At 43.6% G+C, this 14,312-nt stretch carries 16 protein-coding genes; 4 read left to right on the top strand and 12 right to left on the bottom strand.

The window, feature by feature from the left end; translation table 11 throughout:
- Positions 1–117 precede the first annotated feature (117 nt).
- Both M5A78_RS05705 and pta read right to left on the bottom strand, forming a co-directional pair.
- On the bottom strand, positions 118–948 hold the full coding sequence (locus M5A78_RS05705) for a lipoate--protein ligase family protein (RefSeq protein ID WP_248734319.1): 831 nt from the start codon (positions 946–948) through the stop codon (positions 118–120).
- A gap of 158 nt (positions 949–1,106) precedes the next feature.
- Complete coding sequence (gene pta / locus M5A78_RS05710; protein WP_248734320.1) at positions 1,107–2,078, bottom strand: phosphate acetyltransferase; 972 nt, start codon at positions 2,076–2,078, stop codon at positions 1,107–1,109.
- Between the two features lie 248 nt (positions 2,079–2,326).
- On the opposite strand from pta, the gene hemQ reads away from it, so the two are divergent.
- Positions 2,327–3,070 carry a hydrogen peroxide-dependent heme synthase gene (gene hemQ / locus M5A78_RS05715; protein ID WP_248734321.1) on the top strand — a complete coding sequence of 248 codons (744 nt, stop codon included), beginning with the start codon at positions 2,327–2,329 and terminating at the stop codon, positions 3,068–3,070.
- Between the two features lie 385 nt (positions 3,071–3,455).
- On the top strand, positions 3,456–3,932 hold the full coding sequence (gene gerQ, locus M5A78_RS05720) for a spore coat protein GerQ (RefSeq protein ID WP_248734322.1): 477 nt from the start codon (positions 3,456–3,458) through the stop codon (positions 3,930–3,932).
- Positions 3,933–4,196: 264 nt separating this feature from the next.
- On the opposite strand, the gene M5A78_RS05725 is transcribed toward gerQ, so the two are convergent.
- The 3 genes from M5A78_RS05725 to M5A78_RS05735 form a co-directional block, all read right to left on the bottom strand.
- A complete protein-coding gene (locus M5A78_RS05725) occupies positions 4,197–4,568 on the bottom strand; it encodes a DUF423 domain-containing protein (RefSeq protein WP_248734323.1) in 372 nt (123 codons plus the stop codon).
- A gap of 15 nt (positions 4,569–4,583) precedes the next feature.
- Positions 4,584–4,904, bottom strand: a complete 321-nt coding sequence (locus tag M5A78_RS05730; RefSeq protein ID WP_248734324.1) for a YwdI family protein — start codon at positions 4,902–4,904, stop codon at positions 4,584–4,586.
- Positions 4,905–5,098: 194 nt separating this feature from the next.
- Positions 5,099–6,034 carry a substrate-binding domain-containing protein gene (locus M5A78_RS05735; RefSeq protein ID WP_248734325.1) on the bottom strand — a complete coding sequence of 312 codons (936 nt, stop codon included), beginning with the start codon at positions 6,032–6,034 and terminating at the stop codon, positions 5,099–5,101.
- Between the two features lie 145 nt (positions 6,035–6,179).
- Here M5A78_RS05735 and modA point away from each other — a divergent pair, with 145 nt between their 5' ends.
- Positions 6,180–6,992, top strand: a complete 813-nt coding sequence (gene modA, locus M5A78_RS05740; RefSeq protein ID WP_248734326.1) for a molybdate ABC transporter substrate-binding protein — start codon at positions 6,180–6,182, stop codon at positions 6,990–6,992.
- A gap of 9 nt (positions 6,993–7,001) precedes the next feature.
- Positions 7,002–7,664 (top strand): molybdate ABC transporter permease subunit, encoded by a 663-nt coding sequence (modB, locus tag M5A78_RS05745; RefSeq protein WP_248734327.1) that lies wholly within the window; start codon positions 7,002–7,004, stop codon positions 7,662–7,664.
- Positions 7,665–7,780: 116 nt separating this feature from the next.
- Here the strand turns inward: modB and M5A78_RS05750 are convergent, their stop codons facing one another.
- The 7 genes from M5A78_RS05750 to M5A78_RS05780 all read right to left on the bottom strand — a co-directional run bounded on the left by M5A78_RS05750 (position 7,781) and on the right by M5A78_RS05780 (position 14,312).
- Positions 7,781–8,800 (bottom strand): thiazole biosynthesis adenylyltransferase ThiF, encoded by a 1,020-nt coding sequence (locus tag M5A78_RS05750; protein WP_248734328.1) that lies wholly within the window; start codon positions 8,798–8,800, stop codon positions 7,781–7,783.
- Between the two features lie 44 nt (positions 8,801–8,844).
- Positions 8,845–9,078, bottom strand: a complete 234-nt coding sequence (gene moaD / locus M5A78_RS05755) for a molybdopterin converting factor subunit 1 (protein WP_248734329.1) — start codon at positions 9,076–9,078, stop codon at positions 8,845–8,847.
- The gene (locus tag M5A78_RS05760; RefSeq protein ID WP_248734330.1) at positions 9,071–9,535 is read right to left on the bottom strand and encodes a molybdenum cofactor biosynthesis protein MoaE; all 465 of its coding nucleotides are present in this window, start codon (positions 9,533–9,535) and stop codon (positions 9,071–9,073) included. The genes moaD and M5A78_RS05760 overlap by 8 nt, the downstream gene beginning before the upstream one ends.
- A gap of 9 nt (positions 9,536–9,544) precedes the next feature.
- A complete protein-coding gene (locus M5A78_RS05765; protein ID WP_248734331.1) occupies positions 9,545–11,467 on the bottom strand; it encodes a molybdopterin biosynthesis protein in 1,923 nt (640 codons plus the stop codon).
- A gap of 13 nt (positions 11,468–11,480) precedes the next feature.
- The gene (locus M5A78_RS05770; protein ID WP_248734332.1) at positions 11,481–12,713 is read right to left on the bottom strand and encodes a molybdopterin molybdotransferase MoeA; all 1,233 of its coding nucleotides are present in this window, start codon (positions 12,711–12,713) and stop codon (positions 11,481–11,483) included.
- A gap of 17 nt (positions 12,714–12,730) precedes the next feature.
- Positions 12,731–13,330 carry a molybdenum cofactor guanylyltransferase gene (gene mobA / locus M5A78_RS05775; RefSeq protein ID WP_248734333.1) on the bottom strand — a complete coding sequence of 200 codons (600 nt, stop codon included), beginning with the start codon at positions 13,328–13,330 and terminating at the stop codon, positions 12,731–12,733.
- Positions 13,331–13,502: 172 nt separating this feature from the next.
- On the bottom strand, positions 13,503–14,312 hold the full coding sequence (locus M5A78_RS05780; RefSeq protein WP_248734334.1) for a formate dehydrogenase accessory protein FdhE: 810 nt from the start codon (positions 14,310–14,312) through the stop codon (positions 13,503–13,505).

A 14,312-nucleotide genomic window follows, 5' to 3' on the forward strand; every position in this document is an offset into this window, starting at 1 on the left:
CACCAGCCGCTGGGTGCTCTGGATCGAGCCATTTTTCGAAGTTAGAGAAAGCAATTAGGAGAAGAGAATAAAGCGCAGCATCTTAATATAGAAAAGCCGTAAGTCCGGTTGCAGGATTTACGGCTTTTTTACTTGTTCGTTTCGCTCCACAATCCGCTGATAGTAACCAGGAAATAAGTTCAGTTCGAACTCATTTAATTGACCACCGTAGATAAATTCACTGCTCATTTTTAACTGAGTTAATAAACGCAGTATCACATCAGCAATCGTAAAGTTAACTGCCAGCAGCTCTGAAAGGGAGGCCATAACGTCCGGAACAATCACTGGATAAGCGAATTTTGTTTGTTCGGCTTGTTTAGCCCGCTGGTAAAATTGCTTAATGAGCTCAGCCCGGTTTCTGCCGCTGCCATTGACGCAAAGGTAGATCTGAACGGCGACCCCTTTTTTAAGACGGCGCTGGGAGATGCCAGCGAATTTTTTGCCATTAATACTCAGATCGTAGCTCCCTGGGCAGTAGGAGCCGACGATTTCCCGTGCCTCAATCTCATGCGGGAAATCAGCAAACATTTGTTGGATGAGAGACCACATCGCATCGTAGCCGCGATTGATATCAATCCCTTTTTCAGCTTCAGGAAATATGAGTGATATATTCAAGACCCCGTCGTCGAGAACCACGGCTAGGCCGCCGGAATTTCTGACAATCGCCTGGTAGCCCTGCTGCTGCAAAAATTGAATCCCTTCCTGTAAGAACGGCAATTTCGTATCCTGGATGCCAAGGACAATGGTATTGTGATGGACCCATGTCCGGGCTGTCGCCGGTGCTTCACCCGACCCAATCGAGGCACATAAGGTATCATCCGTTCCAAAGGATTGTAATGCTTGAAAATGAATGCCCACAGCTGATTGGTCGATGATCCGCCACTCGGGTTGTCGTAGTAAACCTTCCATATTGGTAACTCCTTGAATGGTTAATAGGGCTTATTTTATCAAATTTATGCGGAATTTAACAGTTTGACTGGAGGCTCCACTTCCGATTCCAAATTCCTTTGTAACCAATTTGAACCAAAAAAGAGCCAGTCCAGACGACGGACTAGCCCCAAAACCTATTATAGTCCCTGCGCAGCCGTGATTAACGCAAGTTTGTAGACATCTTCTTCATTACAGCCGCGTGATAGATCATTTACTGGAGCATTTAAGCCCTGCAAAATGGGTCCAACCGCTTCAAATCCACCCAGACGCTGGGCAATTTTATAACCGATGTTACCTGCTTCGAGGCTTGGGAAAATAAACACGTTTGCATCCCCCTGTAAAGGTGAATCTGGTGCCTTACTTTTTGCCACAGACGGAACAAACGCAGCATCGAACTGAAACTCTCCATCGAGCACAAGTGAAGCATCACGGCGCTTCGCCTCAGCCACAGCTTCAACCACTCGTTCCGTTTCCTCCGACTTCGCCGAACCCTTTGTGGAGAAGCTCAACATCGCGATCCGCGGCTCAATATCAAACATCTCCGCCGTTTTCGCACTTTCAATCGCGATTTCCGCTAAATCATTACTGTCTGGTGCAATATTAATGGCACAATCAGCGAACACGTATTTTTCATCCTCGCGCACCATGATGAACACGCCCGACGTTTTCTTGACGCCCGCTTTTGTTTTAATAATTTGCAAGGCAGGGCGAACCGTATCAGCAGTCGAATGAGCCGCACCGCTAACAAGACCGTTTGCCTTGTTTAAATAGACGAGCATCGTGCCGAAATAGTTTTCATCGAGCAGAATCTTGCGCGCTTCTTCCTCAGTCGCTTTGCCTTTGCGGCGTTCAACAAACGCTGCGACAAGCTCGTCCATACCCGCATAGCTCGCCGGGTCATAAATTTCCGCAGCCTCTAACGAAACGCCAACCTCTTTCGCTTTTGCCTGTACCTGTTCAATATTACCAATTAAAATAGGTGTGATTAATTTTTCCTCAGCCAAACGACCTGCTGCTTTCACAATCCGCTCGTCTAATCCTTCTGGAAAAACAATTCTTAAATCACGCCCGGAAATTTTTTGCTTTAAGCCTTCAAATAAATCACTCACGACGAATCCTCCCTTTGTACAATCTATCTTTTTAAGCATACTTTATCAGCTCAAAATTTCAAGCAAGTACATCACATATAGCGTTTTCATCCAAAATGTTTTTGTTTTCAAAAAATTACACTCACAAGTTTACTATTTACTTTTTTTATAAAAGTATTCACTTGCCAGGAACCAGAGGTTTATTCATTCGCCTCTTGGTCAAACTATGATATAGTTATAAGCAGAATTATTATTTAGGAGTGATTATAATGAGTGAAGCAGCACAAACGCTTGATGGCTGGTATTGCCTCCATGATTTCCGTACCGTTGATTGGACAACTTGGAAAATGCTTTCCAGCGATGAACGCCAAGCGGCTATCCACGAGTTTTTAAACCTTGTTGAAAAATGGAACGAAACTGGTGCACGTAAAGAAGGCAGCCATGCTTTATATACAATTGTTGGTCAAAAGGCTGATTTTATGATGATGATTCTACGTCCAACAATGGAAGAGCTTAATGCCATTGAAACCGAATTCAATAAAACAAAATTAGCCGAATTCACGATTCCTGCTCATTCCTATGTATCAGTTGTTGAGCTAAGCAACTACCTGCCAGCTGGTGAGGATCCCTACCAAAACCCACAAGTCCTTGCACGCCTTTATCCGACACTGCCAAGAACAAAGCATGTTTGCTTCTATCCAATGGATAAACGCCGCCAAGGCAATGATAATTGGTACATGCTACCGATGGAAGAGCGCCGCAGCATGATGTACAGCCACGGGATGATTGGCCGTACATATGCAGGAAAAGTAAAGCAAATCATCACTGGTTCTGTTGGTTTTGACGACTATGAATGGGGTGTTACTCTGTTCGCGGAGGATGTCCTACAATTCAAAAAGCTAGTCTATGAAATGCGGTTTGATGAAGTAAGTGCCCGTTTTGGCGAATTCGGTGCTTTCTTTGTCGGCAACCTTTTAGAGGAAGAGCGCGTAGCCAACTTCCTTCATGTATAAACTTTTTCAAGTAAAAATTTGATGCTTTTTTAAAAATTTCTCAGCCGCTACGTGGCCACTGAAAAAGTCCATCCATACAAAAAAGGGTAGAACTCTCAGGTATTTGAGTGCTTCTACCTTTTTTATGTTTTATAACAACTACCGGAAGAATAAAGTAAGCTTTTCAGTGGCCGCACCGCAGCTGGAAGTTTTTTTGCATTTTCTGCCCCTTCCACAAGTCATATATTCGGACTTTCCCTCATAGTTATTAAACAGCGAGTCTTAAGGATTGACCCCCATCTGAGAGAAGGGATATTAATTCCTTCCCGCAGTAACCATTTTGGATTGGGGGCGTATGAATAGAAATGTTGGGCCTTTCGTATTTTTATTTTTAGGAGGGAAAGAGATGAGCCAATATTACAATCCACAAGGGTTTCAACCCTATACTGGAGCAGCCGGACAGCAGGGCGCACAGCCAGTTGCAGGAGGGGGGCAGGGTTTTATGCCTCCTATGCAGCAAGGAATGCCTCAATTTCCACCAGCCGGAGCTGGTTCGGTTCCCAGGCCACCGGCAGGCGGAAGCCAAATCCCTGGCATGCTGCCAATTGAACAGTCGTATATTGAAAACATCCTTCGTTTAAACAAAGGGAAACTCGTCCACGTCTTTACAACATTCGAAGGCAATAGTCAGTGGAATGCCAAAGAGTTTACCGGGATTATTGAAGCGGCAGGAAGAGATCATGTCATCTTAAGTGATCCCCAAAAAGGAACACGTTATCTTATTCCAATGGTGGCTGTCGACTACATTACCTTTGATGAACAGATCGAGTATGAATATTCATTCGGCGGGGCTCCATCCTTAGGTACTTACCCGCCAAGATAAAGGATGGCGTAATAGTATCAAGTGACATTCATTTTCCCATAAAAAACTATCATGAGCCTCAACTCCCAACCCTACCGTGGAAATAAATTTGGAGAACAAGCCGTAGTCACCTAATAAAGGCGGTGAGAGCAGAGCTAGACTTCACATCTTTCGTCTAGTGAAATGGGTATTTCACTTTAACTGGTTAAAGTGATTCATTTTTGCGGCGCTCCGCCCCTTTTCCACAGAAAAAGCATTGGAAACAACTCCAATGCTTTTTTACTGTTAAAATTCTTTAACGGTAGCAACAATCATAAGCACCCATGCTGCTAAAAAGCAAACGCCGCCAATCGGTGTGATGGCACCCAAGACGCCTATCTTCGTCAAGCTTAACAGGTACAAGCTGCCGCTGAATAAAATAATTCCAATCAACATCAACCAGCCAGACCAATTAAATAATGAGCTTACCCCAACTTTCCCAAGGAGAATACCGATGATTAATATCCCTGTAGCATGGAACATTTGATAGGTAACGCCCGTCTTCCAAATTTCTAAATAATGCGCATCAAGTCTGTCCTTTAGCCCATGTGCACCGAAGGCTCCAAGTGCCACGGCCAAAAAGGCATTTATGGCACCAACAATAATAAATGCTTTCATCTAAATCTCCCCTTTTTAAAAATCAAGTAATGAATCCCCATTGGCTTCGTCGTCCATCTCTAATTTTTTCGCTTGTTGCAGCGACGCTGGCTGCTGAAAAACTTGTTGATTCATGACAGGCTGTTGATAAGCCTGCTGCGCGATAACAGGAGAAATCGTAACGGCTGGATTCAATTGCACTTCCGTTTTCACTGCTTGCTTTTCATCCAGTATCAATTCGCATAATATTTTAATAGAGTAGACCTTTTCTCGCAAGCTTTCTTGCTTCTCACTGTTTTTCGCCAGCTTCAATTCTTCTTCTATTTTCGTTAATAATGTTTGAACAGAAATATTCACTTCGACATTCCCTCTCTATATCAGTCAATCATCTCATTTTACATGAGTGTGACCCATTTTATAAGAAAAGCGCAAGGCGCATGCCTATCGGCTGAAAAATCAGACTCCACCTCAACGGCCTCGACAAAATTCGCCCGTTCCACGTGAAACAAATCAAAATTTGTCATAATTTGAGCCGAAAACAAATCAGCAACTTAATATGTCTCATAAATAATCGATCCTGTTTGAGAATAATCATAATCACCCAAAGAGTTCATTTCTGATTGAAACAATGAAGAAGATAAAATTCCCTTTACAATCCGAATGAGGGATTCATTTTCAGGAGATTTTAACATCACAAGATCGTAACGTTCCGTAATTAACGGAACAAAGTCGATTCCAACCATTTTTGCCACCTTTTCAATGCCTACCCCGACATCTGCTTTGCCGGTCACTACAGCTGAAGCAACACTTAAATGATTCGTCTCTTCGACTTCATAACCACTTATTGTCTTGGAAGAGATTCTATGAATCCTTAGCTGTTCATCAAGCAGGATTCTTGCTCCTGATCCTTTCTCTCGATTGATCATGGAGATGTGTGGTTGACTTAGATCCGTCCAAGTGGTGATGTTTAAAGGGTTTTCTTTTTGAACATAAAATCCTGCTTTTCTGGAAACCAGATTGAGTAGAATATAGGGATAACCAGTTAAAATTCTTTTTACATAGGGAAGATTATATTCTCCTGTATCCCCGTCAAACATATGCAGGCTCACGATGTCACAGTCTCCATTATATAAAGAGATGAGGCTGTTTAAGCTTCCTGAATAAGACCTGAGTGTCTTATAGGTGGAACATTTCTCGATATGCTTTCCAAGGATATCTAGGACGATATCTTGTCCGCTAATGACAATATTGTGGGATTCCTTAGTTTCGATTTTGTGAGCATCGACAACAGGAACGGAAGCTATCTGCATTTGAGTAGACTTACTATGCTTTATATAATGGTCTAAATCCTTTGCATCCATCCGCATCTGTCTTCCCACACGGAATACAGGAAGTTCTCCTTTTTTTATCAAATCATAGATGGTTAGCTTCGATACTTTTAACAGCTGCGAAACTTCTTCAATCGTATAGGAAATCTCCTTTGACATGTCCATCCCTCCTCTTTATATTGTATCTCATTACTTTTTAATAAGCATATTCCTTAATAAATTTGTATATTGTGATTTTTTTCATACCATAACTAATTATAACTAGTTATAATTAGTTATAACAAATTAAAAGGAGAGAGATGAATTGAAAAAGGGTAACTTATTATTTTTATCGGTAATGACGTTTTTACTTGTCATTACTGGATGCTCATCGAATGACCAAAGTAAACAGCCGGTAGAGAAAAAACAGCCAGTAGCGGAAAAACAAGAAAACGTCGAATTGACAATTTCAGCAGCCGCGAGTTTACAAGACGCATTGACTGAAATTACGGCGAATTTTAATAAAGAACATGGTAATGTGAAAATCAACTATAATTTCGGTGCTTCTGGTGCGTTGCAACAACAAATTTCACAAGGTGCACCTGTTGACCTTTTCTTCTCTGCTGCAGAAGATAAATTCGATCAATTAGTAAAAGATGGTCTGATTGAAGAGAAAAATGGCATCGATCTTGTTGGAAATGAATTAGTGCTAGTCGTTCCAAAAGACGCTACAAAAGGCATTAAAACGTTTGAAGACCTAACAAAAACGGATAAGATTTCGATTGGTACCCCTGAATCTGTACCAGCGGGTAAATATGCGAAGGAGGTACTAGGAAACTTAAAGATCTGGAGCTCAATTGAAGGAAAAATCGTCTATGCCAAGGATGTTCGCCAAGTGCTTACATATGTAGAAACAGGGAATGTCGATGCAGGTATGGTTTATAAAACAGATGCCCTAACATCTACAAAAGTGGAAATTGCAGCAACAGCTGATGAAAAGACTCATACTCCTATCATCTATCCTGTGGGAATTATCAAAGCTAGTAGCCATCCAAAACAAGCCATGTTATTCTATGATTATCTGCAAAGTAAAGAATCGATGGAAGTTTTCAAAAAATATGGATTTAAAGGACTGTAAAAATCGAACATGACAGACCACTTTTGGGATCCTGTAATACTATCAATCGAGATTGCGATTGTTTCAGGATGCATTGTTTTGGTTTTAGGGTTATTTATAGGAAAGTTCATGGCCAAGGCAAAATTCAAAGGCAAGGCCATTATTGAAACCATTTTCCTTTTGCCTTTAGTGTTACCACCAACGGTTGTGGGTTTTTTGTTACTTGTCGTCTTTGGAAAACAGAGCCCCATCGGTCAATTAATCGAATGGGTGTTTCATCAGCCAATCATTTTTACTTGGTGGGCAGCCGTTCTTGCCGCTACGATTGTTGCATTTCCCCTCATGTATCAATCGGCGAAGACCGGATTTGAAGAGGTGGATGGAGACGTTGAGGATGCAGCCCGTGTAGATGGGGCGAATAAATTCCAGCTATTCCTATTTGTATCCATTCCACTAGCATTGAAATCCATTATTTCAGGTGGAATATTAAGTTTTGCCCGAGCGTTAGGTGAATTTGGAGCAACGCTCATGTTCGCTGGGAATATCCCGGGGAAAACCCAAACCACCCCGACAGCCATCTATGTCGCGATTGACTCTGGCAATATGCATATGGCCTGGTTATGGGTCATAAGCATGATTACTATCTCCTTTCTGATGTTAATCTGTGTACAACTGTCGAAGTCTAAAAGGTAACCATGAAACAATCTCCTTTCATGGAGGTAGAACATCCCTTGTTACATGAAAAACCCGTACCAAAATAGGTACGGGTTCCTTTTGTTGTCCAGAGCTCTTAATCGTGCTATCCCATTTTATCCTAAAATCCGCTGATAAATTGACTTAGCATGGGTCAAATCCTTTGTACCATGGATAAGGGCTCGGCCATCTTGAAAAATAACCATCCGTTCTTTGCCCATTTCAACTGATAATAAATAAGGATTTCCTTTCACTGTGTAGCCAAGTGAGTTAAGCTGCCCAGCGAGCCTATCAAGGGAAAGCTCCCCTTTAATGGACGGGCGGATTTGCACAGTATCGCGGCCGCATAAGACCGTTGTTTTTGTCATATTTTCATGATCTAGAAACGGATAAGTCCGCTCGTCACCGCAAGATAAGCAGCCGGGGAACTTCGCCTTCGACATTTTCATGCTAGTATATTGGTTTCTCCATAAATCAAAGCTGACAAATGAAGTCCGGACCGACTCCCAATCCTCGACTAACATCTTCAATGCTTCAGCTGTTTGATGGGCAATTACCATTTGCACCGTCGGCGAAATAATCCCACCCGTATCACAGGTCATCCCCTGTAGTGGAATCGTCCGCAGCAAGCAATTCAAACACGGTGTTTTCCCGGGAATCATTGAAAAACTCATCCCATAGCTACCAACACAAGCCCCGTAAATCCATGGAATCTTGTATTTCTGGGAAACATCGTTCATCGCCATCCGCGTTTCAAAGTTATCGGTGGCATCAAGCATGACGTCCACACCCACCACTAGGTCCTCCAGCAATTCAGGCGTCGCATCCCCGATGATTGAAATGATTTTCACGTCGGAATTAATGGCCTTCAGGCGTTTTTCTGCCGCAGCCGCTTTTGGGAGCTTCTCAGCAACATCTTCTTCCGTATACAACTGCTGGCGCTGGAGATTACTGGCTTCGACATAATCCCGATCGACAATCGTAAGCTTACCTACTCCAGCTCGGGTCAATACTTCGGCACTCCCTGAGCCAAGGGCACCTGCACCAATAATCAGCACATGTTTGCTGCTAATTTTCGCTTGTCCTTCTTTTCCGATCCCTGGAAAGAGGACTTGTCGTGAATACCGTTCGTTCATACTTTTTCACCTCTAGAATAGAAAACTCGCCCAACATCTAAAGATCAGCCGCCGCTTACTGGCGGGATAAATGCAATCTCATCACCATCACGAATTACTTCATCATGCGAAGCAAACTCTTCATTAATTGCCGTCATGATGGTTTCCATTTTGGGCAGGTTATACTTAGCAGATAACTCTGCTTTCAGCTCGGCCACTGTTTTCCCGCTAGCATTCACCGTCAGAAACTCTTCACCAACAGCATCGCGCAAATGGGCAAAAAACAATACCTTATTCATCTATGTCACCTGCCTCAGGCTTACCGCTTGGATAGGCAACTGTCTCGAGCTGATTCCCCATCCACGATTCGCCATCTTCCCAATGCTCTTTCTTCCAAATCGGAACGATTTCCTTAATTCGTTCAATCGCATAGCGGTTGGCTTCATAGGCATCGGCACGGTGTGGCGTCGAAACGGCAATGACGACCGCGACATCGGTAATATCTAACCGGCCGACTCGATGGGTAATGGCGACACATGAGCCTTCCCAACGCTGTTCAATTTCCGCACCAATTTGCTCGAGCTTTTTCACAGCCATCGCTTCATAGGCTTCATAGATCAAAAATAAGGTTTTCTTGCCATGCGTTAATTCCCGGACGGTGCCGATAAAGGTTGTAATGGCACCAGCTTCACGCTGGACCACTTTATCAATCACGGCTTGTATATTAATTGGTTCTTTTGAAATCTCGTAATTCATTTCCTCACCTCAGGCCAAACATTTTGGTTTTGCATTTTCCACCACGACATAACCGCCAATTTTTTCGACTTGCTCTTTGAATTCTGCCGATTGGATAATCTCAATTAACTGTCTGCCGCTTTCACTCTCATAAAAGCCTTTCGTCATCAATAAATCATATTCCTCATCAGCGACTGGAACAAAGTCTAAGCGCATTGCTTTTGCTGCCGGATAAATCCCAAGCCCGACACCATTCTTATCACCGTTTACTTCTGCTGCTACAGCTAAATGGGTGAACATCTCCCGTTCATAACCAGTGATGTCTTCAGGGGAGAGATTCGCATCCTCAAGCAGCATATCAAATAGAATTCTCGTTCCCGCCCCTTTTTGACGGTTCACAAAGTTCGCCTGCTTTTCCACCACATCAACAACGGATTCGATGGCGAGCGGGTTGCCCTTTGGTAACAGCCAGCCTTGCTTTCTTTTTAAAAATGGATAGAGAACAACGTCTTGGCTCGCTAATAATTTATTTACATATGCGATATTATATTGCTTTGTACTCGGGTCAAGCAAATGAATACCCGCTACATGGGCCTCTCCTTTTCGAATCGCCATGATTCCAGCCATGCTGCCGACATGCGAAGAGACAATTTTCATTTCTGTCCGCTTATCTTTCAGCTGTGACGATAACAGGTCAATCGTCAGATCGTGACTGCCACAAAACACAATCGCCTGTTTGATTTCCTCAAGCGGGCGCAGCAATTCTACTTCGGCAAAATCGCCCTGCTCATATCCGATTACATTGGTCGGTACGATTAGGAGGCCATCTGCTCTGACATACGACATCGTGACCCCCGCATTTCTTGTCAGCGGATTGGCGACAAATTGTCCATTCACATAGCCGATATTCATTCGGACAAAATCCTCCGCACCCATTCCTGAGACAATTCGGCGGCCAAGCTTGACCGTTATTGTTTGTCGGCGCGGTTCAGGGATTTGTAAATACTTGCAAATTAGTGGTCTTAAAAACCATTCGAGGGCCAAATAAGCTGACACGGGATAACCAGGAACGCCAACGACAATTTTCCCCTTTATTTTTCCTAAAATAACGGGTTTGCCAGGCCGTGCGGCGACACCATGGGTAAAGACCTCCCCGATTTCGCCAATTATGTGAACCGTGAAGTCCTTCCGTCCCGCCGAAGATCCGGCATTGATGACGATGATATCAGAAATCTCCGCCGCTTCTAAAAGCACGGCTTTAATCTTTTCCGGTTCATCCTTGACGATTTTATGAAGCTTCGGTTCCCCGCCCCATTCTTTCACAAAGTTAGCAAATACCGTTCCGTTAAATTCTATAATTTTTCCAGCAGAAAGGGTTGAATTCACTTCAACGAGTTCATTTCCTGTTGGAATAATCGTGACGACTGGCTTTTTCGCGACCGAAATATGGGTTAACTGGGTTGCTAGCAGTACACCTAGATCAGCAGGTCTCAAAATATGTCCTTGCGGAAACATCATTTCCTCTTGAACAATATCTTCACCAATGGGGCGAATATGCTGCCATGGTGTGGCCGGTTCGATAATTTCGATTGTATCTTCATCAATAAAATCGACATTTTCAATCATAATCACAGCATCAAACGGTGCAGGAATGGCATTTCCTGTGTCCACATGACAGAACTGCTCTCCAAACTTAAGACGAAGCGGATTTTGCTCGTGAGCGCTATACGTCCTTTCAGCGATAACGGCAACTCCATCCATCGCCGAGGCATGGTAATGCGGTGTCGAGTTCTGGGCAAAAATTGGCTCAGCCGTTACGCGGCCAAGGGCGTCACTTGTTGGAATCACTTCTTTTTCAAGGGGCAGCCCGAAGGCCTCGAGGATTTCCCGCTTCGCTTCCATTCGGGGCTTGTCCTCTAAATAAATTTTTCGCTTATAGTGTTTGTGATCCATTTACTACTCCCCCTTATCTCGAGACAAACACAGGTACATATTCACCCTGTAAAACTCCTTCTTTTTCAGAAGTAATTTCAACAATACCATCACTTTTTACCAATGTTGTGATCAAACCTGATTTTCCGATAATCGGCTCGGCCCACCACTCGCTGTCTTTTTCAAACAAGTGAACGCGGATATAATCGGACCGCCCTGGTGAGGATGGAATATTTTTGGTCATCCGGGCAAAAATACGCTCCGGTTTATGCTCGGTTTTCTCACCCTTTAGCTTTCGTAAAATTCGCTGACCAAAAAGTTGAAAGATAATCATCGCTGAGGCTGGGTGTCCCGGCAGTCCAATCACCGGTTTTCCATTTGCCAATGCCAGAATCGTTGGCTTACCAGGCTTGATAGAAATGCCATGAACAAACACACCTGGATCACCTAAGGATTGAATAACATCCGTTGTATAGTCCTTCGCTCCTACTGAACTACCACCTGAAAGGATTAAACCATCGACTTGATCATAGAGTTCACGGGCTTTTTGCTTAAATTCGTCAAAGTCATCTTTTACAATTCCACCGTATACAACATCGACATTCCATTCATTCGCCAGTCCAGCAATCGTTAAATAGTTAATGTCGCGAATTTGTCCTGCTGAAAGGGTTTCAGTTTGATAGGGGACGATTTCATCGCCCGATGACAGGTAACCAACCTTCAATTTACGGAAGACGGACACATGGGTTATCCCTAAAGACGCAAGTGCACCTAATTCCTGGGGACGAAGCTTCGTTCCCTTATTGACAAGGATTTCGCCTTCTTTAATATCTTCCCCCGTGCGAATCACATTTTCAGCAGGAGCATTTTGCTTGTACGTATTTAGGAGGCCATCTACATCCTCACAGTGTTCAATCATGATGACTGAGTCGCTGCCTCTAGGAAGCATGCCGCCTGTTGGGATGTAAACGGCCTTACCGTTACTGACGGACACAGTTGGAACCTCGCCCATTTTCACTTCCCCTACTAAGGTTAAAAAGCCGGGCATGGATTCCGAGGAACCATACGTATCCTTTGCACGAACGGCATAGCCATCAACAGTAGAGCGATCAAAGCTTGGTACATTTTCCTTCGCAATCACCGGCTCAGCAAGAATATAGTGAAGGGCTTCTGCTAGCTCTCGCACCTCTGTCTGTTCGATTGCTGGTATGTTCTCCTCGATTAAGGAAAAGGTCTCTTCCACTGTTTTCACTTTGAAAAATTGCATGGTCGCCTCATTCCCCCTTAAAATTCTGCTTCGGCCCACTTTTTGGCATCTTCATACTCATTCGGGTTATTCATATTAAAAAAAACACGTTCAAGATCCATTTGGCTATAGGTCTGCAGGTCGCTTTCTGTCATGTAAAGAACATTTAAGCGGTCAAACAGATGTTTCATGCGCAATCTACCTTCTTCGATACTTCTGGCTGCTTCTCCTGCTATTTTCTTGTGATATACAGCAAATAACGGATGCTGTTTACCATTAATCACAGGAATAACGGCATCGTAATGGCCGCAAGACTCAACCAGGGCCTCGGCAAGTTCCACAGAAACAAACGGCATATCACAGGCGACGATTAAATTCACATCGTAATCAGAGGCCATTAAACCGGCATGAACACCTGCGAGCGGTCCCATTCCCGGATAATGGTCCGTGGTCATTTTCATTCCTAAAAATTCATAGGTCTCAGGTTCATTGGTTACGAGAATTATATCATCAAAGAGCAGTTTAAGTGCATCCCGAGTTCGTTCGATATTGGTTTTCTCGTTTATTTTTAGAAACGCTTTATTCGTTCCCATTCTGCTCGATTTCCCGCCTGCTAAAATAATTGCAGCAGCTTTCATAATAAAACCCCATTCATGGAAAAGAACTAAAAATAAGTAGTATACAAACATAATAAAGGCGGTGTGAGCAGAGCTTCGCCTATTCAAAGTTAAAATGGTATCTTTTCCGCTCAGCTTGGATATCTTGATGGGTTGTTGCGACGCTCCGCCCCTTTACCACAAAAGCACTTTCTTAATTCGTTTGTTTTTTCTCCCCAACCACATTGTAGCTATTCTCCTGGGCAACAAAATCCAAGTGAATGGAGTTTAAATCGAGCAGGGCAGCGGATGGCTGGCTGATATATTGTCTTGTATCGATAATTTTAATATAGCCATTGCACTCATCGCAAACTTGAATTTGCGAGACCGAATCGCCTTCAATCGTTAAAAACTGAACAGTTTTATGATTTTCATTACCGCAATGCGAGCACTCCAGACGTTTTGCATGCCAGTGTGCCAGGCAGCGCGGGCAATGGATGACTTTTTTCCCTTCGTCTTCAAGGGCTGCTAATCGGACTGGCTCACCGCAAACAGGACAGCCAGCACCTGGTACCGCACGATGGATTTCATTTTGAACTTTTTCAGCCGTTAGTTGTAGGTAAGGGCGAAGAGCGGTTTCAGCGAGGAATTGCGGGATCCATTCTTCCAATCCATTTTCTTCTGCAAAGCTGGCAAAATAAAGATGGTTGAAGGCGAAGGCCTCTTCAATCCAATTGATAGCAATTTCCTCATTTAGCAGGCTGGCGATACCCGCAAGCTTTGGCTCAAGCTCAGGAATGCTTTTTATAATAAGCGCATTTATTTCCTCTACCCACTGTAAGAATAGTGAAATTTCAAAGTCAATTGCCGTTAATGCGGCTACAGGCACCCCTGCCTCCATGGCAGCCTTATCAAGGTTTGGTCTAATGGTTTCCGGATCTAGCTGCAGCTTCCACTTTTCTTGGAGCTTGATGATTTCCTTTTGCAGTTCCTGGTATTCTTTTGAAACAACGGATTTTATCAT

The organism is Neobacillus rhizosphaerae (assembly GCF_937468385.1).
Lineage (GTDB): Bacteria > Bacillota > Bacilli > Bacillales > Cytobacillaceae > Neobacillus > Neobacillus rhizosphaerae.